This is a genomic window from Tsukamurella serpentis (assembly GCF_054780975.1).
Window position 1 is genome coordinate 104,826 of record NZ_BAAGVH010000003.1, and the last position, 23,423, is coordinate 128,248.

21 protein-coding genes are annotated in these 23,423 nt (G+C 69.8%); 16 read left to right on the top strand and 5 right to left on the bottom strand.

The features are described 5' to 3' along the window. The first annotated feature begins 102 nt into the window (after positions 1 to 102). From dnaK to ACYVHG_RS08660, 4 genes are read left to right on the top strand one after another with little or no spacing between them, the layout of a single operon-like run. Entirely contained in the window at positions 103 to 1,950 is a 1,848-nt protein-coding gene (gene dnaK, locus ACYVHG_RS08645; RefSeq protein ID WP_461167045.1) for a molecular chaperone DnaK, read from the top strand. Next, entirely contained in the window at positions 1,950 to 2,525 is a 576-nt protein-coding gene (gene grpE / locus ACYVHG_RS08650; protein WP_461167046.1) for a nucleotide exchange factor GrpE, read from the top strand. The genes dnaK and grpE overlap by 1 nt, the downstream gene beginning before the upstream one ends. 15 nt (positions 2,526 to 2,540) lie before the next feature. Further along, positions 2,541 to 3,782 carry a molecular chaperone DnaJ gene (dnaJ, locus tag ACYVHG_RS08655; RefSeq protein WP_461167047.1) on the top strand — a complete coding sequence of 414 codons (1,242 nt, stop codon included), beginning with the start codon at positions 2,541 to 2,543 and terminating at the stop codon, positions 3,780 to 3,782. A 2-nt stretch (positions 3,783 to 3,784) separates the two neighbouring features. Beyond that, entirely contained in the window at positions 3,785 to 4,183 is a 399-nt protein-coding gene (locus tag ACYVHG_RS08660) for a heat shock protein transcriptional repressor HspR (RefSeq protein WP_461167630.1), read from the top strand. A gap of 5 nt (positions 4,184 to 4,188) precedes the next feature. On the opposite strand, the gene ACYVHG_RS08665 is transcribed toward ACYVHG_RS08660, so the two are convergent. Continuing rightward, positions 4,189 to 5,337: an FAD-binding oxidoreductase gene (locus ACYVHG_RS08665; RefSeq protein ID WP_461167048.1), complete on the bottom strand. Its 1,149-nt coding sequence runs from the start codon at positions 5,335 to 5,337 to the stop codon at positions 4,189 to 4,191. A gap of 213 nt (positions 5,338 to 5,550) precedes the next feature. Between ACYVHG_RS08665 and ACYVHG_RS08670 the strand changes: the two genes are divergently transcribed. The 6 genes from ACYVHG_RS08670 to ACYVHG_RS08695 all read left to right on the top strand — a co-directional run bounded on the left by ACYVHG_RS08670 (position 5,551) and on the right by ACYVHG_RS08695 (position 13,991). Next, positions 5,551 to 6,474 (top strand): SGNH/GDSL hydrolase family protein, encoded by a 924-nt coding sequence (locus ACYVHG_RS08670; RefSeq protein ID WP_461167049.1) that lies wholly within the window; start codon positions 5,551 to 5,553, stop codon positions 6,472 to 6,474. A 178-nt stretch (positions 6,475 to 6,652) separates the two neighbouring features. Next, on the top strand, positions 6,653 to 9,205 hold the full coding sequence (gene clpB / locus ACYVHG_RS08675) for an ATP-dependent chaperone ClpB (protein ID WP_461167050.1): 2,553 nt from the start codon (positions 6,653 to 6,655) through the stop codon (positions 9,203 to 9,205). 147 nt (positions 9,206 to 9,352) lie between these two features. Then, positions 9,353 to 11,173 (top strand): ABC transporter ATP-binding protein, encoded by a 1,821-nt coding sequence (locus ACYVHG_RS08680; RefSeq protein WP_461167051.1) that lies wholly within the window; start codon positions 9,353 to 9,355, stop codon positions 11,171 to 11,173. Further along, positions 11,173 to 12,930, top strand: a complete 1,758-nt coding sequence (locus tag ACYVHG_RS08685; protein WP_461167052.1) for an ABC transporter ATP-binding protein — start codon at positions 11,173 to 11,175, stop codon at positions 12,928 to 12,930. Before ACYVHG_RS08680 ends, ACYVHG_RS08685 begins: the two co-directional genes overlap by 1 nt. 10 nt (positions 12,931 to 12,940) lie before the next feature. Next, positions 12,941 to 13,579, top strand: a complete 639-nt coding sequence (locus ACYVHG_RS08690; protein WP_461167053.1) for a TetR/AcrR family transcriptional regulator — start codon at positions 12,941 to 12,943, stop codon at positions 13,577 to 13,579. A gap of 25 nt (positions 13,580 to 13,604) precedes the next feature. After that, positions 13,605 to 13,991, top strand: a complete 387-nt coding sequence (locus ACYVHG_RS08695) for a PPOX class F420-dependent oxidoreductase (protein WP_461167054.1) — start codon at positions 13,605 to 13,607, stop codon at positions 13,989 to 13,991. 1 nt (position 13,992) lies between these two features. On the opposite strand, the gene ACYVHG_RS08700 is transcribed toward ACYVHG_RS08695, so the two are convergent. Genes ACYVHG_RS08700 through ACYVHG_RS08710 form a run of 3 tightly spaced genes read right to left on the bottom strand, consistent with a single transcriptional unit; the run spans position 13,993 to position 15,568 of the window. Further along, complete coding sequence (locus ACYVHG_RS08700) at positions 13,993 to 14,916, bottom strand: phosphotransferase (RefSeq protein ID WP_461167055.1); 924 nt, start codon at positions 14,914 to 14,916, stop codon at positions 13,993 to 13,995. 5 nt (positions 14,917 to 14,921) lie between these two features. Continuing rightward, entirely contained in the window at positions 14,922 to 15,209 is a 288-nt protein-coding gene (locus ACYVHG_RS08705) for a DUF202 domain-containing protein (RefSeq protein WP_461167056.1), read from the bottom strand. Then, the gene (locus ACYVHG_RS08710; protein ID WP_461167057.1) at positions 15,206 to 15,568 is read right to left on the bottom strand and encodes a YidH family protein; all 363 of its coding nucleotides are present in this window, start codon (positions 15,566 to 15,568) and stop codon (positions 15,206 to 15,208) included. The genes ACYVHG_RS08705 and ACYVHG_RS08710 overlap by 4 nt, the downstream gene beginning before the upstream one ends. 149 nt (positions 15,569 to 15,717) lie before the next feature. On the opposite strand from ACYVHG_RS08710, the gene ACYVHG_RS08715 reads away from it, so the two are divergent. The 5 genes from ACYVHG_RS08715 (at position 15,718) to ACYVHG_RS08735 (ending at position 19,304) form a co-directional block, all read left to right on the top strand. After that, positions 15,718 to 16,161 (top strand): hypothetical protein, encoded by a 444-nt coding sequence (locus tag ACYVHG_RS08715; protein WP_461167058.1) that lies wholly within the window; start codon positions 15,718 to 15,720, stop codon positions 16,159 to 16,161. A 32-nt stretch (positions 16,162 to 16,193) separates the two neighbouring features. Further along, complete coding sequence (locus ACYVHG_RS08720) at positions 16,194 to 16,889, top strand: hypothetical protein (protein WP_461167059.1); 696 nt, start codon at positions 16,194 to 16,196, stop codon at positions 16,887 to 16,889. Beyond that, on the top strand, positions 16,886 to 17,422 hold the full coding sequence (pyrE, locus tag ACYVHG_RS08725; protein WP_461167060.1) for an orotate phosphoribosyltransferase: 537 nt from the start codon (positions 16,886 to 16,888) through the stop codon (positions 17,420 to 17,422). The genes ACYVHG_RS08720 and pyrE overlap by 4 nt, the downstream gene beginning before the upstream one ends. An 85-nt stretch (positions 17,423 to 17,507) precedes the next feature. After that, complete coding sequence (locus tag ACYVHG_RS08730; protein ID WP_461167631.1) at positions 17,508 to 18,122, top strand: TrmH family RNA methyltransferase; 615 nt, start codon at positions 17,508 to 17,510, stop codon at positions 18,120 to 18,122. A 66-nt stretch (positions 18,123 to 18,188) separates the two neighbouring features. Beyond that, the gene (locus ACYVHG_RS08735) at positions 18,189 to 19,304 is read left to right on the top strand and encodes a glycoside hydrolase family 76 protein (RefSeq protein ID WP_461167061.1); all 1,116 of its coding nucleotides are present in this window, start codon (positions 18,189 to 18,191) and stop codon (positions 19,302 to 19,304) included. Positions 19,305 to 19,314: 10 nt separating this feature from the next. On the opposite strand, the gene ACYVHG_RS08740 is transcribed toward ACYVHG_RS08735, so the two are convergent. Further along, entirely contained in the window at positions 19,315 to 20,967 is a 1,653-nt protein-coding gene (locus tag ACYVHG_RS08740; protein ID WP_461167062.1) for an ABC-F family ATP-binding cassette domain-containing protein, read from the bottom strand. A gap of 482 nt (positions 20,968 to 21,449) precedes the next feature. Here ACYVHG_RS08740 and ACYVHG_RS08745 point away from each other — a divergent pair, with 482 nt between their 5' ends. Continuing rightward, entirely contained in the window at positions 21,450 to 23,423 is a 1,974-nt protein-coding gene (locus ACYVHG_RS08745) for a hypothetical protein (protein WP_461167063.1), read from the top strand.

Below are 23,423 nucleotides of genomic sequence, written 5' to 3' on the forward strand. Positions count from 1 at the left end.
GCGTGCTTCGCTCAATGGGGTAGAACTGAAGTGTTCGCCCCTTGAGCCAAGGGCGCTGAAGTCTTCGAATCAACAGCAGAACAAGCAGGAGGCAAGAAACATATGGCACGTGCAGTAGGCATCGACCTCGGCACCACCAACTCGTGCGTCTCCGTCCTCGAGGGCGGAGACCCGGTCGTGATCGCCAACGCCGAGGGCTCGCGCACCACCCCGTCGGTGGTCGCCTTCGCGCGCAACGGCGAGGTCCTGGTGGGTCAGCCCGCCAAGAACCAGGCCGTCACCAACGTCGACCGCACCATTCGCTCGGTCAAGCGCCACATCGGCACCGACTGGTCGCAGAAGATCGACGACAAGGACTACACCAGCCAGGAGATCAGCGCCCGTACGCTGATGAAGCTCAAGCGCGATGCCGAGGCCTACCTCGGTGAGGACGTGACCGACGCGGTCGTCACCGTCCCCGCGTACTTCAACGACGCGCAGCGCCAGGCCACCAAGGAGGCCGGGCAGATCGCGGGCCTGAACGTGCTCCGCATCGTCAACGAGCCCACCGCCGCCGCACTGGCGTACGGCCTGGACAAGGGCGAGAAGGAGCAGACCATCCTGGTCTTCGACCTCGGTGGCGGCACGTTCGACGTCTCGCTGCTGGAGATCGGCGACGGTGTCGTCGAGGTCCGTGCGACCTCGGGCGACAACAACCTCGGTGGTGACGACTGGGACCAGCGCATCGTCGACTGGCTGGTCGAGAAGTTCAAGGCGCAGCACGGCATCGACCTGACCAAGGACAAGATGGCCATGCAGCGTCTGCGTGAGGCCGCGGAGAAGGCGAAGATCGAGCTCAGCTCCGGTCAGAGCACCTCGATCAACCTGCCGTACATCACCGTCGACGCCGACAAGAACCCGCTGTTCCTGGACGAGAACCTCTCGCGCAGCGAGTTCCAGAAGATCACCAGCGATCTGCTCGAGCGCACCCGCACTCCGTTCCAGGCCGTGATCAAGGACGCCGGCATCTCCGTCGGCGACATCGACCACGTCGTGCTCGTGGGTGGTTCCACCCGTATGCCCGCCGTGACCGAGCTGGTCAAGGAGCTCACCGGCGGCAAGGAGCCCAACAAGGGCGTCAACCCCGACGAGGTCGTCGCGGTCGGAGCGGCGCTGCAGGCCGGTGTGCTGCGCGGCGAGGTCAAGGACGTGCTGCTGCTCGACGTGACCCCGCTGAGCCTGGGCATCGAGACCAAGGGCGGCGTGATGACCAAGCTCATCGAGCGCAACACCACCATCCCCACCAAGCGGTCCGAGACCTTCACCACCGCCGATGACAACCAGCCGTCGGTGCAGATCCAGGTCTTCCAGGGCGAGCGTGAGATCGCCGCGCACAACAAGCTGCTCGGCAGCTTCGAGCTGACCGGCATCGCGCCGGCCCCGCGCGGTGTGCCGCAGATCGAGGTCACCTTCGACATCGACGCCAACGGCATCGTGCACGTGACCGCCAAGGACAAGGGCACCGGCAAGGAGAACACCATCAAGATCTCCGACGGCAGCGGCCTGTCCCAGGAGGAGATCGACCGGATGATCAAGGACGCCGAGGCGCACGCCTCGGAGGACAAGACTCGCCGCGAGGAGGCGGAGACCCGCAACCAGGCCGAGTCGCTGGTCAACCAGACCGAGAAGTTCCTCAAGGAGAACGAGGACAAGGTCCCGGCCGAGAACAAGGAGAAGGTCGAGGCCGCCATCAAGGAGGCCAACGAGGCCCTGCAGGGCACCGACATCTCCGCGGTCAAGTCCGCCGTCGAGAAGCTCTCGACCGAGTCCCAGGCTCTGGGCCAGGCGATCTACGCCGCGGCCGGTGCCGAGGGCGCCGAGGGTGGCGCTGCGGCCGGTGGTTCCACCCAGGCCGACGACGGTGTCGTCGACGCCGAGGTGGTCGACGAGGATCCGAAGGACGCGAAGTAATGAAGACCCCCGAGAATCCGGTGGAGCCGGACGAGGTGTACACCGACGCCGAGGGGGTCGACGAAGCCGAGGTCACGTCCGCGGCGGAGCAATCCGCCGCGGGCGAGTCCGCCGACGGTGCCGATGCGGCCCCGTCGGACAAGGAGGCCGAGCTCACCGCCGATCTGCAGCGCGTCTCCGCCGAGTTCGCCAACTACCGCAAGCGCACCGCGCGCGAGGTGGTCGACGCCCGTGCCGCGGGTAAGGCCTATGTGGTCGGTGAGCTGCTGGTGGTGCTCGACGATCTGGACCGGGCGCGCAGTCACGGTGATCTCGACTCCGGGCCGCTGAAGTCGGTGTCCGACAAGCTCGACGGTGTGCTCAAGGGGCTCGGTCTCGAGTCCTTCGGGGCCGAGGGCGATGAATTCGACCCGTCGGTCCACGAGGCGGTGCAACACGAGGGCGACGGCACCGACCCGATCCTGGGCGCGGTGCTCCGCCAGGGCTATCAGATCGATGGCAAAGTGATCCGTAACGCGATGGTCGCAGTGGTGGACCGTCCCGCCGGATCGTCCGACCCGAACGAGTCCCAGTAAAGGAGGTGATGCCCGGTGGCACAGAGGGAATGGGTTGAACAGGACTTCTACAAGGAGCTGGGCGTCAGCTCCGACGCGAGCGCGGACGAGATCAAGAAGGCGTACCGCAAGCTGGCCCGGGAACTGCATCCGGATGCCAATCCGGGCAACACCGCGGCCGAGGAGCGGTTCAAGCGGGTCTCGGAGGCGCACGCGGTGCTCTCCGACCCGGCCAAGCGCAAGGAGTACGACGAGACCCGGCGCCTGTTCGGCGGCGGGCGGTTCGGCTCCGCCAGCGGCGGCTACCCCGGTGGTGGCTTCGGCGGCGGTTTCGGTGATGCCGGTGGCGCGAGCGGGTTCTCCTTCTCGGACATCTTCGACGGTGCGGCCGGCAACGGCGGTGGCGGATTCGGAGACATCTTCGAGGGCCTGTTCAACCGCGCCGGAGCCGGCGCGGGACCGGGCCCGGGGGCGCAGCCCTCGCGCCCGCGGCGCGGCAGTGATCTGGAGTCCGAGCTCACGCTCGACTTCCGGGACGCCACGCTGGGCGTGACCACTCCGATCACGTTGACCTCTCCGTCGCCGTGCATCACCTGCCACGGCTCCGGCGCCAAGCCGGGTACCAGCCCGCGGGTGTGCCAGTCGTGCAACGGTTCCGGACTGGTCAGCCGCAATCAGGGAGCGTTCAGCTTCTCCGAGCCGTGCCCGGACTGCCGTGGCTCGGGATCGGTGATCGACGATCCGTGCGGCGAATGCACGGGCACCGGCGTCACCGTGCGCACCCGCACCGTGAACGTGAAGATCCCGGCCGGTGTCAAGGACGGGCAACGCATCCGGCTGGCCGGACAGGGCCAGGCCGGGATGCGCGGGGCACCGTCGGGCGATCTGTTCGTGACCGTGCACGTCGGTGCCGATGACGTCTTCACCCGCAGCGGTGACGACCTCCTGGTCACCTTGCCGGTCAGCTTCTCCGAGCTGGCGCTCGGGGCGACGGTGACGGTCCCGACGCTGGCCCAGTCGGTCGGGGTGAAGATCCCGGCGGGCACCACCGACGGTCGCACCCTGCGGGTGCGGGGTCGCGGTGTGCCCAAACGTGCTGGTGGCCAAGGTGATCTGCTGGTCAAGGTGCAGGTCACCGTCCCGAACTCGCTGGATCAGCGGGCGCAGGACGCCCTGCGTGCCTACGCCGAGGCCGAGCGCGCCGCGGGCTTCGATCCGCGGGCCGGATGGCCCGGCGGCGGCAGCGGTGCCCCGCGTCCCGACGGCGCGGGGGCGTGACCATGAACACCGGTGCGCACGGCCCCGAGGATCCGGACGCGCACGTGTTCATGATCTCGGTGGCCGCGCAGCTCGCGGGGATGCACGCGCAGACCCTCCGCACGTACGACCGGCTCGGGCTCGTCACGCCCGTGCGGTCGGCGGGCGGAGGGCGGCGCTACTCGTCCCGGGACGTCGATCTGCTCCGAGAGGTGCAGCGGCTCTCCCAGGACGAGGGCGTCAACCTGGCCGGCATCAAGCGGATCATCGACCTCACCAATCAGGTCGATGCACTGCAGCGCCGGGTCGACGAGCTCACCGCTCAGGTCGAGTCGGCGCGCCGCTCCGGCGGAGAGCTGGTGCACGTGCCGAAGACCAGCGCAATGGTGCTCTGGCAGCCGCGGGTGCGCCGCCGGGACTGAAGCCGTCAGAGCGGATCGGAGAGCACGTCCGCCGGCGCGGCGCCCTGTTCGACCGCCTTGGCGCTCGCGGCGCGCAACAACCCCGGTGGTCCGGCGATCAGAACCCGGTGGCCGGTCAGATCCAGATCGTCCATCGCGTCCACCAGGGATCCGTGCCGCAGCGGCAGCGCACGGTGACCGGTGGCGGGCCGCTTGAGCCACCACGGATCACGCCGCGCATCGGTCACCTGCGTGACCCGCAGCCACGGATTGGTGGCCGCGAGCGGCGCCAACGAATCGGAGTCGTACAACAACCCCGGCGATCGCGCACCCACCATCAGGTGCACGTCGGGGTTGTTGGCGTTCACGGCCAGCGCCAGCAGGATCGACTTCATCGGCGCCAGTCCGGTGCCCCCGGCGATCATCGTGACGGGGCGGTCACCGTCGGGCCGGAGCGTCCCGTGGATCTGCCCGAACTGCCACACGTCGCCGGGCCGGGTCTCGGCGAACACCGCGCTGGAGACGTAACCGCCGGGCACCGAGCGCACGTGGAACTCCAACTGCCCCTGCCGGTTGGGCGGCATGGCCAGCGACAGCGGGCGCCACTGCCGGGGGACCTGCGGAATCTGCGTCTCCACGTACTGACCGGGCCGGAACAGCAGCGGCTCGTCGGCGATCAGGCGTACCACGGCGAGCCCGGGGTGCGGCCGCAGTGCCTCGACCACCCGGGCGGTGCGCCGCGCCGGCGTCGGGTCCGAGTGCGCGCCGCCGCGCATCACTCCGGTGAGTAGGGCAACGGCCTGCTGCAGGACCGCCGAATCGGCCTGGTCCAGGCCGCCGAGGGGTTGGTAGGTGGCTTCGACCTGCGCGATGATCGCGGCCCCCATGGTCTCGTAGTCGGCCTCGGTCAGTCCGTACTTGCGGTGATCACGCCCGAGCTGCGCCAGGAATTCGATCAGTTCGTCGTGATCGTCGGCCTCGGGGATCGTGGTGAAGACGTGGTCGAGCACCCGGAAGAACACCGAACGGTGGCCGGACATGCTGGCCGGGAACAGATCCCGGAGTGCTGGATCCATCGCGAAGAGCCGCGCGAAGAGGTCTTTGGTGAACTCGTCGGACACCGGGCGGAGGTCGGTGGCGATCTGCGTGAGACCGTGCCGAGAATGCGACCCCACCTCGATCCGCTCCTACCCGTCGAACTGTTCGTGACCGCCTCATGGTACCCGCGGATGCAGTGTCGCGAGTCGGTCACAGTCGGGCGTGCCTGGTTCTCTCGGTTCCGGTACTCGGGTACGTTTTCTCCGTATCTGCGACGCGTCGTCGCGGCATCACCAGGTGCGCTCCGCACCGATTCCGGTTCAGTGCTCTACAGAGAGGGTTCTTCCGCCATGGTCGCACTGCGAGATCGCCGTCACCTGCGCCGATTCGGATACGGGGTGGCGCTCGGTGCCGGCATCGCGTTCGCGCCCTTCGCGATCGCGGCCGCGTCCGCCGATCCGGGGCAGGCAGCGCAGGGGCCGGCCGCCGCGGCCGCGCAGCAGGGTCCGGCGCTGGGCCAGCCCGCTCGCGCAGCGCAGCCGATGAGGGTCGCCGAGCAGGCCGTGGCGAAGGTGGTACTGCCGGCCCCCGCGGCTCCGCCCGCGCCCGCCGCTGCTGCGCTGCTGGTCCCTGTGAAGCCCGCAGTGAAGGTGCCCAACCCGGTGCAGTCCGGTTCGGTCGCGGCCCAGTCGGCTGCGCAGCCGGTTGCGCTCGCCGAGCGGCAGCAGGTGGCGCCGCGCTCGCAGGCGGCGGACCGTCGCTCGATCGTGGTGATCGGCGCCTCGGTCTCCGCGGGGAAGGCGGTCACGGCGGGCGCCGCCTATCCCGGACAGGTGCGCGAACTGTCCGGACGCCCGGTGTACGTGAGTGCTCGTTCGGGTGCCGCCTACAACGACGGCTCGATCGCCCAGCTCACCCGCGCGGCGAACCTGCCTGCTCGCTCGCCCGCCCTGGTGGTGCTACAGGCTGGCACCAACGATGTGGGCGCGCGTCCGGCGGCCGTGGCGGGCCAGGTCCGCCAGGTGGTCTCGACGGTGCGCCAGCAGGCGCCCGGTGCCAAGATCGCCCTGGTCACCGTGTTCCCGTCGATCCACTCCGGCGAGGCCGCGCAGGCCACTGACCAGGCCATCATCGGTGCCGCTCAGTCCGTGGATCCGTCGGTCACGGTGATCTCGCCGCTGGAGGAGGAGTGGCGGTACGGCGCCAGCGGCGACGGGCACCCCGGCTCGTCGGCGCACCTGCGTATCGCCGAGCGGATCTCCGCCCTGGTCTGATTCCCCGTCCCCGGTTCTCCGTGACCCTCGCCGATGTGGCGGGGGTCACGGTTCGTTATCGGGGTTGAGTGGAACAGACTCAAGACTGGATGCGTTGAACGGAACATGGATGCATACTTGAGTGAGTAAGGCTCAGGTGTGCGCAGCATGTTCGTCACGACCCCAGGAGGGCATTCACGTGGATTCGTTCAAACCCACCACCAAGACGCAGGCCGCACTGACCTCGGCGCTGCAGGCGGCATCCGCAGCGGGCAACCCGGAGATCTCGCCGGCGCACCTGCTGGTGGCTCTGCTGGACCAGACCGACGGTATCGCCGCGCCGCTGCTCAAGGCGGTGGGTGTGGATCCGGTCACGGTGCGCAACCGCGCTCAGGACCTGGTGGACCGTTCGCCCAAGGCCAGTGGTTCCACCACCACCCCGCAGCTGAGCCGTGAATCGATCGCGGCGATCAGCGCCGCGCAGAAGCTGGCCACCGAGATGGGCGATCAGTTCGTCTCCACCGAGCACGTGCTCTACGGGCTCGCCGAGGCGGGCGGCGCCGCCGGAGCCGTGCTCACCGAGGCCGGTGCCACGCCCCAGGCCATCCGTGAGGCGTTCACCGCTGTTCGGGGCAGTGCGAAGGTCACCTCGGAGAACCCGGAGGGGCAGTACCAGGCGCTGGAGAAGTACTCGACCGATCTCACCGCGCGGGCCCGCGAGGGCAAGCTCGATCCGGTGATCGGGCGTGACAACGAGATCCGCCGGGTGGTGCAGGTGCTCAGCCGGCGAACCAAGAACAACCCGGTGCTGATCGGCGAGCCGGGCGTCGGCAAGACGGCCATCGTCGAAGGTCTGGCGCAGCGCGTGATCGACGGTGACGTCCCGGAGTCGCTGCGCGGTAAGACGGTGGTCTCGCTGGATCTGGGCTCGATGGTCGCGGGTGCGAAGTACCGCGGAGAGTTCGAGGAGCGGCTCAAAGCGGTGCTGGACGAGATCAAGGCCAGTTCCGGGCAGATCATCACCTTCATCGACGAACTGCACACCATCGTGGGCGCCGGTGCCACCGGTGACTCCGCGATGGACGCCGGCAACATGATCAAGCCCATGCTCGCCCGCGGTGAGCTGCGGCTGGTCGGCGCCACCACGCTCGACGAGTACCGCCAGTACATCGAGAAGGACGCCGCGCTCGAGCGGCGGTTCCAGCAGGTACTGGTGGGTGAGCCGAGTGTGGAGGACACGGTCGGCATCCTGCGCGGCCTCAAGGAGCGCTACGAGGTGCACCACGGTGTGCGGATCACCGATTCCGCGCTGGTTGCCGCCGCGTCGCTCTCGGATCGCTACATCACCTCCCGGTTCCTTCCGGACAAGGCGATCGACCTGGTCGATGAGGCCGCGTCGCGGCTGCGGATGGAGATCGACTCCCGTCCCGAGGAGATCGACGCCGAGGAGCGCCTGGTGCGGCGCCTGGAGATCGAGGAGATGGCACTGGCGAAGGAGTCCGACGCCGCCTCGAAGGACCGGCTGGTGAAGCTGCGCGGCGAGCTCGCGGATCATCAGGAGAAGCTGGCTCAGCTGACCTCCCGCTGGCAGAACGAGAAGGGCGCGATCGACTCGGTGCGCACCGTCAAGGAGCGGCTCGAGAACCTCAAGGGTGAGTCCGAGCGGGCCGAGCGCGACGGCGATCTGGGCCGTGCCGCGGAGCTGCGCTACGGCCAGATCCCGGCGCTGGAACGCGAACTCGACGAGGCGGTGGCCAAGTCCGGTGCCGCCTCCGACGGTGAGGTCATGCTCAAGGAGGAGGTCGGCCCGGACGACGTCGCCGACGTGGTCTCGGCGTGGACGGGTGTCCCCGCCGGCCGCATGCTGGAAGGCGAGACGGCGAAGCTGCTGCGCATGGAGGCCGAGATCGGCAAGCGTGTGATCGGCCAGGAGGCCGCCGTGGCCGCGGTCTCCGACGCGGTGCGCCGCACCAGGGCCGGCGTGGCCGACCCGAACCGGCCCACCGGCTCGTTCCTGTTCCTCGGCCCCACCGGCGTGGGCAAGACCGAGTTGGCGAAGGGATTGGCGGAGTTCCTGTTCGACGACGAACGGGCCATGGTCCGGATCGACATGTCCGAGTACGGCGAGAAGCACTCGGTCGCTCGGCTGGTTGGCGCGCCTCCCGGGTACGTCGGCTACGAGGCCGGTGGTCAGCTCACCGAGGCGGTGCGGCGCCGTCCCTACACGGTGGTGCTCTTCGACGAGGTCGAAAAGGCCCACCCGGACGTCTTCGACGTGCTGCTGCAGGTGCTCGACGAGGGCCGGCTCACCGACGGCCAGGGCCGCACGGTGGACTTCCGCAACACCATCTTGATCCTCACCTCGAACCTCGGCGCCGGTGGCGACAGGGATCAGGTGATGGCGGCGGTGCGGGCGAAGTTCAAGCCGGAGTTCATCAACCGTCTCGACGACGTGCTGGTCTTCGATGCCCTCGACTCCTCGCAGCTGACCGGCATCGTCGACATCCAGCTGGATGCGCTGCGCAAGCGGCTCGCGCAGCGCCGGCTCGGTCTCGACGTCTCCGGCGAGGCGAAGGCCTGGCTCGCCGAGCGCGGGTTCGACCCGCTCTACGGTGCTCGGCCGCTGCGTCGGCTGGTGCAGCAGGCGATCGGCGATCAGCTGGCGAAGGCGCTGCTCGCGGGCGACGTCCGGGACGGCGACGAGGTGAAGGTCACCGTCAGCGATGACGGCGACCGTCTGGTCATCGCCTGACGGTCCGGCCACCGGCGCCCGCGCCACGTTCGAAGGTCCCGTCCCCTCCGGGGGCGGGACCTTCGTCGTCGGTCTTGTCATCGGTCCCGCACCGCCCTATTGTGAAGCCTATTCAGAAATAGGCATGGCTCACCTAAGTAGGATGGTATGTCGAGAGACTCGCAGGAATCGGAACCCGACGCCTCACCGGCCGTCGACTCGAAGGCCCGGCTGCGGGCGGGGTCGGCGGCGCTGAAGGAGATGACGCGGCCGGTGGCCGCGATGCTGACCCTCGGCCGCGCGATGGCGCTGATCTCGGGGGTACTGGCAGTGGTGCCGTACATCGCCTTCGTGCGCATCGGCGCCGAACTGCTCGGCGCCGCCGCCGTGGACCGGGCCGTCGACGGAGCTGCGGTGCAGACCTGGCTACAGATCCTGATCAGCACGTTCGCCGCTCGTCTCGGCATCTACCTGGCGGCCCTGACCGTCACACACGTCGCCGATCTGAAGTTCGGCCGGATCATCAGACTGCGTATGGTGCAACGGATCTCGCAGGTTCCGCTGGCGTGGTTCAGCTCCACCAACTCGGGGCGGGTGCGCAAATCGGTTCAGGACGACATCGGTGTCGTGCATCAGCTGATCGCGCACCGCCCGGTGGAGGTGGTGAACGCGGTGATCATGCCACTGGCGCTGATGATCTACGCCTTCCTGATCGATTGGCGGCTCGGTCTGCTGTCGATCGCCACCCTTCCCGTGTACGCGCTGGCCATGGCCTTCTCACTGCGGGGCATGGGGGAGATGACGGTCCAGATGGACCGGAAGCTGTCGGTGGTATCGGCGCGGACCGTCGAATTCGTGACCGGGATCGCGGTGGTGAAGGCGTTCGGCCGCGTCGGGCGAGCGCACCGCAGCTACCAAGAGGCGGCCGACGACTTCCACACCTTCTACGCCGAGTGGGTCAAGCCGCTGGTCCGGGTGGCGGCGCTGGGCAACTCCTGCCTGGCGGTACCGCTGATCCTGCTGGTCAACATCGGTGGCGGCGCCCTGCTCGTGCACAGCGGAGCGGTCACCGCAGCCGACGTCCTCACCACCTCACTGATCGCTCTACTCGTGCCGTACGCCTTGGAGACACTGATGAGCTCGACCTGGTCGACCCAGCTCGCAGGGGCGGCCGCGCTGCGTCTCCAGGACATCCTTCACACGCCGACGCTGCCCCGGCTCGACGACCCCGGTGACCGGCCGCAAGGCCACGACGTGGTCTTCGATCGCGTCGAGTACTCGTACGCCGGCTCCGGTCGTCTGGCCGTCGACGACCTGAGCTTCACGCTCCGCGAGGGCACGATCACGGCACTGATCGGCCCGTCCGGCTCGGGGAAGTCGACGATCGCGACGTTGCTGGCCAGATTCGACGATCCGCAGTCCGGGTCCGTGAGCATCGGCGGGGTGCCGGTGCAGCGGATAGCCGACCTGTACGCGCATGTCGGGTTCGTGCTGCAGGACCCGCAACTGCTCGGGATCAGCATCCGCGACAACATCCGCCTCGGGCGGCCCGATGCCTCCGACGAGCAGGTACGGGCAGCCGCCCGGGCCGCCCGGGTGCTCCATGAGATCGAAAGCCTCCCAGCGGGGTTCGACACCATCCACGGCGATGGAAGTGGGCTGTCCGGAGGGCAGGCGCAGCGGATCGCGATCGCCCGGGCGCTGCTGGTCGACGCTCCGGTGCTGGTGCTCGACGAGGCCACGGCACTCGCCGACCCGGAAGCGCAGGCCGAGATCCAACAGGCGCTCTCGGAACTCGTGCGCGGCCGCACCGTCCTGGTGATCGGACACCGGCGGGAGACGATCAGCGGCGTCGACCAGATCCTCGTGATCGACGCCGGCCGCCTGGTCGCCGCCGGTACCCACGACGAACTGCTGGCGAACCCGCAGTACGCGCGACTATGGCGGTCCGGTGCGCCCGCCTCCACTCGGATCGAAGGAGACCTGTGATGCCGCTCCCGCTGCTCGACGTCGTACCCCGCGTCCGCCGGATGCTCTCGCGCCCCAGGACCCTGCGCACCATGCTCTCGATGGCGGCGGTCACCGGCCTGATCGAGGGACTCGCCCTCGCGGCGATGCTCCCGGCCATCGCGAACCTCTCCGGAGGCGACCGGGTGTGGGGGATGGGGACGTCGGGCTGGTTGATCGTCCTGGCCGTACTCGCAGCGCTCGGCTTCGCGGTGAACTACCTCTCCAGCCGCAGCTCCTACTCCGCTGCGCTCGACTTCCTCTCCAGCATCCACCGGCTGGTGGGCGATCAGGTGGCGAAGCAGCCGCTGGGCTGGTTCGCTCGTCCGCGCGCCGGGGGATTGTCCCGCGTGGTGTCCACCGAGCTGATGATGGCCGGACAGATCCTGGCGCACATGCTCTCGCCGATCGTGGCCCGCATCATCAGCGCGGGCGTGGTGATCGTCGCAGCATGGCTGTGGAATCCCGCGCTGGGACTGGTGTTGACGGTCGCGGTACCGGCTTTCGTCGCGATCACCCTGGTCTCCACCGCCCTCATGCGCAAGGGACGGTCGATCCACGAACCCCGGGAGACGCTGCTGGCGAACCGGATCGTCGAGTACTCCCAGTCGCAGGGAGCGCTGCGCTCGTGCGGGCGCAGTGAGGATTTCGCACCGCTGCGCAGAGCCCTGGAACAGGCGGAGTCCGCCAAGAAGCGGGCGTTCGGGTTCGAGACGGCCGGCCTGCTCACCAGCGGCATGGTCTCCCAGGGGGTGATCGTCGTGCTGATCACCGTGACCGGCACGCTGGCGGTCTCCGGCGACCTCGCCCCGATCCCCGCGCTGGCGTTCATCGGGCTGGCGCTGCGGTTCACCACGATTCTGTCGGAGATCACCTCCAGCGCGATGGCCATCGAATCCCGCCGCCCGCTGCTCGATCAACTGGACGAGGTTCTCACCGCCGTTCCGTTGGCCGAGCCGCAGGCTCCGGCGGACCTGCCGGCGCCGGGTTCGATCGAGCTCGATCGGGTCACCTTCGGCTATCAGCCAGACGGCCCTCCGGCTCTGCGGGACGTCTCGCTGAACGTGGCGGCCGGGACCATGGTCGCGCTGGTGGGCCCATCCGGTAGCGGTAAGACGACGGTGGCCAAACTCGTCAGCAGGTTCTACGACGTGCAGCAGGGCCGGGTGCTGGTGGGCGGGGCGCCGGTCACCGAGCAGACCACCGAACAGTTGATGGGCCAGCTGTCCATGGTCTTCCAGGACGTCTACCTGTTCGACGACACCCTGCTGGCCAATATCGCGGTCGGCCGGGACGACGCCGCGCCGGAGGAGGTCCTGTGGGCAGGGGAGATCGCGGGCGTCGACGAGATCGCCCGGCGCCTGCCGCGCGGCTGGGATTCGCCGGTCGGCGAGGGTGGACGGGCGCTCTCGGGAGGTGAACGGCAACGGGTCTCGATCGCTCGTGCACTGCTCAAACGCGCACCGATCGTGCTACTCGACGAGGCCACGTCCGCCCTGGACGTGGAGAACGAGGCCAACATCGTGGCCGCGGTGCAGCAGTTGCGGCGCGAGGCCACCGTGCTGATCATCGCGCACCGTCTGGACACCATCGCCGATGCTGATCTGATCGTCGCCCTGGACGACTCCGGTGAGGTGGAAGCGGTGGGTACCCATGATGAGCTGCTCGCGGCGGGCGGGACGTACGCCGACTACTGGCGGCGTCTGCGCACGGCGCAGGGATGGAGGCTCACGCGCTAGAGTCACCGCCGTGGCACAGGGCGAGTCGATCACACGGAAGGCGGGCCGCAGGCCGGCGTTCGACGCGGACGACGTGATCGATGCGGCGTTCGCCGAAGGACTCGACAGGTTCACCCTGGCGGCGGTCGCCGAACGTCTCTCGGTGGTACCCCCCGCCCTCTACCGTCTGTTCCGGTCGCGGGACGAGGTGGAGGCGGCGTGCCTGCGCCGGGCCGCCTCCACCATCGAGGTGCCGGCGCCCGGGGCGCGCTGGGAGGACGTACTGCGGCTGTGGGCCGAACAGTGCTGGCTGGTGTGCGAGCGTCACCGCGGGCTCAACCGGATGGTGTACGCCAACCCCGTCGCCTTCACCCACGTCGAGCACATCACGGCCGCGTACGCCCGCGCTCTCATCGCGGACGGCTGGACCGTGGGGGAGGCGGCGTTCGCGCTGGACTTCCTGGGGGACACCGTGTTCGTCTCCCACCTGGGCATCGAGGCCATGCACGCACTCGATGAGGAGGGGGAGAGCGGCTACGACCGGGCCCGGCGGGAATCGTCCGACGACGCCGTCTTCCGTCCGCAGCCCCAATGGCTCGACCGCACCGTGCTGGACGCGAAGATCGAGTTCATCATCGAGGGACTGCAACACCGGCGCCCCGACATGTGACCCGCCGCGGATTACGCTGGACGCCATGAGCAGCAGCGAGGTCACCGTCGGTTCCATCGCGGATGCCAAGTACGTCCTGTTGACCACCTTCCGCAAGGACGGCACCCCCGTGGCCTCGCCGCTGTGGGCGGTGCGCGACGGCGCCGATCTGCTGGCCTGGACCGTGGCCGATTCATGGAAGGTCAAGCGGTTGCGACGCGATCCGGCGGTGCTGGTCCAGGTCTGCGATGCCCGCGGCACGAAGACCACCGGACCGCAGATCGCGGGTGTCGGCGAGATCATCGACGGTGCAGGTCCCGCTGCGATGATCCGCCGCAAATACGGCCTGATCGGCCGGCTCATCGTGATCGGATCGCGGCTGCGGCGGGGCACCGACGGCACCGTCGGGATCCGGGTGCGCCCGGCCGAGTGAATCAGCCCGCCGGGTCCGGTGCGGCCCGCCACTGATCGACCGCCGGACCGAGGAACTCGACCAGCTGAGGAAGCCGATCGGCCAGGGCGAGAGTGGCCACCGCACGCAGCATTCCGACCGCGTTGATCACCTCCAGCACGTCCGGGCGCAATGCGCGGAGCCCGGCGGCTGCGGCGCCGCGGTCGTAGGCCGCCTCCAATTCGGGCCCCAGCGCCGCCAGGTCCCACTCCACCGGTCCCAGGGTGACCAGCTCGAAATCGGCGTACCGGGGACCGTCGAGTCCGGCGAACATGTTCGCAGGAGGGCAGTCGCCGTGGATCGGCTGCAGGTCGACCCCCGGGAACCGTGCCTCGAACGCCGTCCGTGAGGACACCAGCGGCTCCAGTCGATCCCACTGCCGCTGCGCACGACGCACCTCGTCCGCACTGATCAGATCGGGTCGCCGGATCAGCGATAGCAGGGCCGGGGTCACGCTGTGCGGGGCGGTCGCGGTCAGGAACGCGAGCCGGCCCGGATAGCCGCGCATCGCGGCGTGCAGAGCGGCAGTCCGTTCCGCGTTCACGGTGTAGTCCGGTTCCGCCGACTCGTCCTGGTGAACGTGGTCCCAGAAGGTCATCGAGAACCCGTCCCGCTGTACCGGCCGTAGCGGAACCCGGTCGGTGGGGGCGAGCACCGGTACCCCGGCACCGGCCAGCCAGGACGTCATCGACAACTCGTCCTGCTGACGCCGGGCCAGCTGCTCCAGGCTCTCCGCCTCAGTGAGCACCGTCGGTACGCGCACCACCACCGACGCCGGTTCGAGTCGCACCACCACCGAGAACAGGTCGTGCAGCACCGTCGCGTCGACGACCGGCAGCCCCAGCTCACGCGCCGCGGCGACTGCGGCGTCGACGGCGGCCGCGGAGTGTCCGGTCGGTTCGGTCATGTCGTTCACTGTGCCAGCACCTCCACCATTCCCGCGCCGGCCAGTGCGACCACCGCTGCGACCAGCATCAACGCTCTGCCCGGGCCGATTGGTCTGTGCCGTCGCCGCGCCCCGGTCGCAACCGGGGCGAGCACCGCGACCGCCAGGCACAGGGTCAGGATCGACACCGCCACGGCGAGCCCGGCGGCCTGCCCGGCCCGCGCCACGACCGCCGAGGTCAGCACCACCGCGATGACGGTGCGCAGCCGCGCCAGCCGGGTGCGCTCCGCAGCCCGCGGGTCCGGTGCGTTCACGTCACCGCGATCGATACCGCGAGGACGATCGACGCCACTGTGATCAGGGCGGCCACCAGGAGTGTCGCCGGGGATCCGCGCAGTTCACGACCGGTGCGCATGGCTCCCTCCACCGACAGCCACCGTCGGAACGCGAGGCCGGCGAGCACCGCGGATCCGGCCAGCAGCACGATCACCAGTGGGGTGCGCACCACCGGTGCCAGTACGGACGGAGCGAAGGCCTCCAGGGCCACCGTGGAGGCGACCAGCGCCAGAGCGGTGCGGATCCAGGCCAGAAAGGTCCGTTCGTTCGCCAGAGTGAACCGAATATCCGGTGCCTCTCCATCGACCAGCTCCCGCGGTGGCCAGTGACGTCCCACGACACCAACGCTAGCGCGGCTCACAATGATTCGCTCGCAGGATTCACAGGCACATCTCAGACACGACGCCTAAGTTCGCCCGGAGTGCGTAGAACTGCGCGCACCATTGAACCGACGGGAACCGGCCGATCCGCCAGGAGGGAGCCCCAGTGGGAGGCGACGCACGCACGCGCAGCTCGTGGCCCGCCGTACTCCTCAGTCTCCTGGGAATCGGACTGGTCGGCGCTGGTATCGCCTACGCCCTGCACGTCTCCTCCGAAGTCGGCAGCGACCGCCGCGTACTGCCTGCGGCGCAGTCCGCCGGCACCCCGGTGCACGAGCAGAAGACGGTCGCGATCACCCCCGGCCGCGAGGTGATCGGCGCGGTCCTCGCCGTCGAGGCCTCGTCCATCACGGTGCGCTCGGCGCCGGGCGGCAGCACCGTCAGACTGTCCACTGGACCGGACACCCAGGTCACCACCACGCACGGCAGCAAACTGTCCGATATCGAGGTCGGCGATGTGGTCATGATCCAGGTGAGCGCCGACGGCGGGGCCGCACTGGCGATCTACGCCGGTCAGATATCCATCGCCGGTACTCCGTCAGTCGGGTGAACTCGGCGCCGGACCGGCTAATGTAGGTGGCGATGTCGTACGTAGTGTTCCTGATCCTCGCAGTGGTGTGTGCGGTGCTGGCTGCCGCGCTCATCTGGTACGAGCGCAATCACACGCCCCAGGTCCGTTCCGAGCGGGCCGATTGGGCCGCCGAGCGTGAGTTCGTCTACACCCCGGAAGATCCCTCGCTGCAGGACGAGTTCCACCGCGGCGGTATGGCCGTGGGCGGTGCACCGAAGGTGATCGATGTGGCGCACGGCGCCTACTTCGGCGCCGCCGCCTACGTCTTCGACGTGCAGGGATCGGTCACCGTCGTGGCGATCGACCGCGGCGCATCCTCCGGTGCGCTGATGGACCTGCGCCCGGGCGACGCACCGCCGCCCGGTGAGCCGGGGATGGAACCGCTCGGTGCCCTCGGTCCCCGGGTGCTCTACACCAACAACGCCGAGGTCGCCCGCCGCGTCGCCGACCGGCGGATGATCACCTTCGCCGAGCAGGTTCCCGAGCACATCGAGTCGCTGTGGAACGAGGGCGAGTGGACGCTCGCCGCGATGCCCACCACCGACGACCCGGAGGATCTGGACGAGGCTCTGGAGGCGGTGCGCCGCTTCGGTGACCTGTTGCGCGTGCTCCCGCCCGAGGGACACGCCCGCGTCCTGGCCAGCGGCGGGCCGCGCGACCCGGGCCAGCCGCTGCCGGTCCGTTCCGGTCCGGACGGCCGACGGTGACAGCCGACGCCAAGGCGCGCCTGGCCGAACTGGTCCGCGAACTGGCCGTCGTGCACGGCCGGGTGACCCTCTCCAGCGGCCGGGAGGCCGACTACTACGTGGACCTGCGTCGTGCCACCCTGCACCACGAGGCGTCGCCGCTGATCGGCCGGTTGCTGCGCGAACTCACCGCGGACTGGGACTACGCCGCGGTCGGTGGCCTCACCCTGGGTGCGGATCCGGTGGCCACGGCAGTCATGCACGCCCCGGGTCGGCCGATCGACGCCTTCGTCGTCCGCAAGGCCGCGAAGGCGCACGGTATGCAGCGCCAGGTCGAGGGCCCCGACGTCGTCGGCAAGCGGGTCCTGGTGGTCGAGGACACCACGACCACCGGCAACTCGCCGCTGACCGCGGTGCGGGCGCTGCGCGAGATCGGTGCCGAGGTGGTCGGTGTGGCCACCGTGGTGGACCGCGCGACCGGCGCGGCTGATGTGATCGCCGCGGAGGGCCTGCAGTACCGCTCGGTGCTGGGCCTGCCCGACCTCGGGCTGTGACCGGCGCCCCGTGACCGGCGGCGAACTCGAGGACGCCGGCCCCACTGAGTGGGTCACCGGCCTACCCGGACCGCACACCGTCGGGATGGGGCCGTGGGCACGCGAACACCCCGGTGAGCCGATCCCCGACGATCCCCGCTACGACGTCGAACTGCTCGCCGACGGTGACCGCCGTAACGTCGTCGATCGGTACCGCTACTGGACGCGGGAGGCGATCGTCGCCGACCTCGACGCCCGGCGGCACCCGTTCGACGTGGCGATCGAGAACCTGGGCCACGACGCCAACATCGGCACCGTGGTGCGCACCGCGAACGCCTTCGGGGCGCGGGCGGTGCACATCGTGGGCCGTCGGCGCTGGAACCGGCGCGGCGCCATGGTCACCGACCGGTACCAGCACATCCACCACCACCCGGACGTCGACGCCCTGAGCCGGTGGTGTGCGGAACAGCGGTTGCCCGTCGTCGCGGTCGACAATCAGCCCGGCGCGGTGCCGCTGGAACGGGCCCGTCTGCCCCGGCGCTGCCTGCTGCTGTTCGGGCAGGAGGGGCCGGGTGTGTCCGGCGATGCCCGGGGGATCGCCGATACGACGGTGTCGATCGCGCAGTTCGGTTCTACCCGCTCGATCAACGTCGGGGTGGCGGCCGGGATCGCCATGCACGCGTGGATCCGGGAGCACGCCGATCTCGACACCGCATGGTGACGCCCGTCGCAGTGAGTCGACCTGGGCGGACGCGCACTGGTCGGCCGCCCGTGATGTAGTGGAGGCATGAGTTCGGTCGAGTGGAATCAGCGGGCGGCCGCCGCGCAGGCGGCGGTGGTCGATCGGCACCTGCGCACGGTGTGGGGCCTGCCCGGCACCCGGCTCGGGGTGCCCGCGTACCCGGCCCTGCGGCGGGACAAACTCCTGCTGAGTTGGAACTACTGGTGGCAGGCGCATCTGCTCGATGTGGCCGTGGACGCCTACCTGCGGGACGGAGCTCCCAGCACCCGCAAACTGGTCAGCCGGATCGCCCGGGGACACCGGGTGCGCAATCTGCTGCGGGTGACCAACTCCTACTACGACGACATGGCCTGGATGGGGCTGGCTCTGGAACGGGCCCGGCGGCACGCCGGGCTCAACACCTCCCGCCGGCTGCGGACGCTGCGCAACACGCTCTACGACGCGTGGGTCCCCGAGGCGGGCGGCGGCATCCCGTGGCGCACCACGGGGCTGTTCCTCAACGCCCCGGCCAACGGGCCGGCCGGGATCTTCCTGGCCCGCATGGGCCGGTTCGAGCGAGCGACGGAGATGTCGGACTGGCTGTACCGCCGCCTGCTCGACCCGGAGACCGGCCTGATCAACGACGGTGTCGACGGTGACCCCACCGACCCGACCTGCGGGCACATGCACACCGAGAAGTACAGCTACTGCCAGGGAGTGACGATCGGCCTGGACACCGAGTTGTCCTCGGATCTCGCGCCCCGGCACGCCGCCCGCGCCGGGGCGCTGATCGGCGCGGTCCGCGAGCACATGACCGAGCGGGACGTGCTGACCGGCGGTACCGGTGGAGACGGCGGCCTGTTCAACGGCATCCTGATGCGCAATCTCGCGCTCGCGGCACTGAACCTGCGGGGGCCCGGCAGCGACGACGTCCGCGAGGTGGCCGCCGAGATCGTTCTCGCCTCCGCGGATGCCGCGTGGCGGGGCGCCCGCGAGGTCGACGGCCGGGTGCTGTTCTCGGCGGACTGGACCCGCGATGCACAGGTCCCGGGCCCGGGTGGCCGCGCCGCGTACTTCACCGGCGGCACCGTCCGCTCGTCGGAGACCCCCGAGCGCGACCTCTCCGTGCAGGTCGGCGGCTGGATGGCGATGGAGGCCGCGGCGGTCCTCGCCCGGAGCTGAGTGGGCAGGCTCAGTCCTCGCTGAGCATCCCGGCGTCCATCCGCCAGCGGCGGGTGGCGCGCACCGTCTCCAGCATCCGGCGATCGTGGGTCACCAGGATCACCGTGCCGTCGAAGGACTCCACCGCCTGCTCCAACTGTTCGATCGCGGGTAGATCCAGATGGTTCGTGGGCTCGTCGAGTACCAGCAGATTCACCCCGCGGGCCTGCAGCAGCGCGAGCGCGGCGCGGGTCCGCTCACCGGGGGAGAGCGACGAGGCGGGCCGCAGCACGTGGTGTCCGCGCAGCCCGAACTTCGCGAGTAGCGTCCGCACGTCGGCGGGCGGCGTCTGCGGGACCTCGGCGCAGAAGGCTTCCAGCAGCGGACCGTCCGAGAGGAAGCGGCCGCGGGCCTGGTCGACCTCGCCCACCTCGACCCCGGAGCCGAGGACGACCGACCCGGCGGAGGGCGTCAGGCGGCCGAGCAGCAGCCCCAGCAGAGTGGACTTACCGGCCCCGTTCGGACCGGTGAGCAGGATCCGGTCGCCGTAGGCGATCGAGGTGCTGATCGGTCCCACTGTCAGTCCGGGGTATCGCGCCTGCGCACCCGAGAGCTGCGCGACCAGCGAGCCGCTGCGCGGTGCCGCGGCGATCGACATGCGCAGCTCCCATTCCTTGCGTGGCTCGGCGACCACTTCCAGCCGCTCGATGGCGCGTTCGGTCTGCCGAGCCTTCGACGCCTGTTTCTCGGTCGATTCCAGGCGCGCCTTGCGGCCGGCCTTGTCCGGATCGGACCCGCTGCGCATCTTCCGGCGCGCATTGCGGACCCCGTGCTCCATCCAATTGCGCTGCATCTGCGCGCGGTCCTGCAGGCCGGACAGCTTTCCCGCGTACTCGTCGTACTCCTCGCGGGCGTGCCGGCGGGCGGTCTCCCGCTCCACCAGGTAGGCCTCGTAGCCGCCGCCGTACACACCGATCTGCTGCTGCGCGAGGTCGAGTTCCACCACGGTGGTCACCGTCCGCGCCAGGAACTCCCGGTCGTGTGAGACCAGAACCAGAGCCGTTCCCGCGCTCGTCTCGGTCACGAAGCGCTCCAACAGTTCCAGGCCGGCCAGATCCAGATCGTTGGTCGGCTCGTCCAACAGCAGCACGTCGTATCGGGAGGCGAGCACGGCCGCCAGACCGGCCCGGGCCGCCTGACCACCGGAGAGTCCGGTCATCTCCGCCTCGGAGTCCGGTAGCCCGACCTCGTCCAGGATCGCCGCCAGACGCTGTTCCAGATCGGCCCCGCCGAGCGCCAACCACCGGTCGAGGGCGGGCGTGTAGAGGTCCTGCCTGGAGTCCTCGGCCAGGGCCTCCGCCGCGTCGTCCATCGCCTGCTGCGCCGCCGTCACACCGGTGCGTCGCGCCACGAACTGCGCGACGCTCTCGCCGGGGCGCCGTTCGTGTTCCTGCGCCAGGTATCCGACGGTGGCATCGGCCGGGGCCAGTTCGACGGTGCCGGAGACGTCCGGCCCGCCGGGGGAGCGGACACCCGCGAGCAGTGCGAGCAGTGTGGACTTGCCCGCACCGTTCGCGCCGACCAGGCCGACCACATCGCCCGGGGCGATCACCAGGTCGAGTCCGGTGAACAGGGTGCGGTCGGCGTAGGCGACCGATAGGTCGCGGGTCTGCAGGACCGTCATGCGACCTCCTGGGTCGTGATTACCGGACTGGATCAAACGATGATTCTAGGTGGTCGCGGCACCGGTTCCTGAACGCCCTCCGGCAATCCGTCCATCGACCGTTATCCCTGGTGGCACGCAGTATTCATCCGGTATTCGCCGTCCGGTCGGTGCAGTGCGCCGGGCCACAGGTTTACCTGTACGTGAGTTGCTTAATGGCCTCTTGACATCCCGTTTAGTGACGCTAAGTTGTGAGCTTGGGGGTAGGCGCAGTGAGGCCCTTCGGGCGTGTCTCCTGATCGCCTGCGGCGACCCTCGCCGACCACGCACGCACATCGAACGCCCCACAGCATCGACCTGCAAGGAATGGACGCTTGACAGCCTTCTCCGGCGACATCGCGCGCGCCGGCGGTGGAGAATCATCGCTATCGCGTTTCGACCAAGAACTGAAACCTGCTGAACCCCACCGGTTCCCTCGGCTGCGGCCGCTGGAGGCGGTGGCGGTGATACCGGCACTGCTGTGCATCGGCATGGTGATCGCAGCGCTGGGAGTCGCCATGGTGACCTCCGCGCCGAAGTCGGTGGTCCCGCTCTCGGCGCAGGAGTCGATGAAGACCGAGGCTGTGACCGCGGTGAACGCCCTCGCCGGTGTGATCGATCGGACCGTCAAGGCGGTACGCGCCAATCCCTCAGTAGCGCAGGGTGATACATCGTCACTACCGATCGGATCGGGACTCTCGGGAGTGGAGGTGATCAACCGCGCCGGGGCGACGGTCGCCTCCGCCGGTGATGCGGTTCGGGTCTCCGGCGCCGAACTGTGGGAGTCGGGAACGGCACCGCGAGTGGCCCGTCTCGGCGATGCACTGATCGTCGCGGTGCCCGCCGGTCCCGATCGGATGGTGCTCGCACAGGTGCGGGTGCGCGAGGTCGAGCGTCACGACGACCGCCGGACGGTCACCGTGGTGCGCCTGGACGGTGCGCCGTTGAGCGGGCCGCCCGGGTACGGGACCGTCGCGGGGTCGCTGGTCCGAAACGCGACACTCGCCAGTGCCGCTGGCCAACAGGGTTTCTCGGCGTCGAGTCAGGGTGTCAACGATGAGGAGGGGGAGGACTCACGGCACACCTCCGCCGCCGCAGCGGCGCGCCTGCCCGGTCTCGGTGCGGGTGCCGACGTCGCGGTCGCGGTCACCGGCAGGGTTCCCGCGATCGAGGGTCGAGCCGATCGCCCTGGAACCCAGGCGGCGATCGTGATCGGTATCGCCTCGGTCCTCGTCTTCCTGCTGCTGTACCTGATGGTCGTGCGTCCGGTGCGCAACCTGCGCGACGACATCGAGGCCCTGTGCAGCGATCTGGACGCCGGCCGGGTGTCCCGGGTTCGCCTGCAACGCTCGGCGCACGCGCAGGTCGACCGCATCGCCGCCCTGGTCTCCCGGATGCCGCGGGTCTTCGGCGGCTCCCGTGACCTCACCCCGATGTCCGATCGCCGCCGTGCGATACCCGGTGGTGCCGTGATCGCCGTCGCCGCGGTGATCGCGATCACCGCTCTGATCGTGGGCGGCGCACTGGTCGCCAGCCGTGACTCCGCCTCCGGCGGCGCCGATGTGGTCTCCGCCGAACAGCGCGCACACGAGACGCAGATGCGATTGAGCAAGACGCTGCTCAGTGCACTGACCGAGGTCGAGAGGGCGACCACTCCCTCGGTGGGTACCGTCACCGACTGGCAGAAGGACGTCACCGCGGTACTCGACCGCCAGCCCGGACTGCGCTCGGTGTACGCCGTCGCCGGCGCCGACGGTGCCGTGCTCGCGGAGGCCGGTACCGCGCCGTCCGCCGTGGACGAGTTGCGCAACGGTTCCGGACTGGTGCAGGTCAACAGCCAGGGTTCCGAGCCGATCGTCGCGGCCGTCGCCCGTAGTCACGATCAGAAGGTGACCGTGATCGCCGAGTTCGCGCCGCGCAAGCTCAACGACATCCTGTCCCGCTCGGCGGCCGAGACGGTAGTGCTCGATCGCACCGGCCGGGTGGTGCTCGGCTCCACCGGCTACCTGGCGTTCTCCGAACCCGCCGCCGATATCGCCACCGTCGGCGGCACCGCCTCCACTGTGCCGTCCGCCGAGGTCTTCGGTTCCGGCGATGAGGCGATGATCCTGTCCGCGGAGAAGGTCGGGGAGCGAGCCCCGGCGACCGACTTGAACTGGGTGCTGGTGCAGCGCGGCAAGGTGGCCTCCGCCGCCTTCGAGCAGTCGCCCGTGCAGCGCGCCGGAGCCGCCGTGATCGGGCTGGCGACGATCGCCGCCGGCGCCCTCATGCTGTGGCTGTACGCGTCCACCGTGATGCCGCTGCGCCGGGTGATCCGCTGGCTGGAGCCGGTGGCCCTGGATGCCCCGCCGCCACATCCCCCGGCACCCGCCCCGGCCCGGTTCGACGAGGTCGGCGCGCTGACTGCCGGTCTGCTGCACCTGGTGAAACGAGGCTGA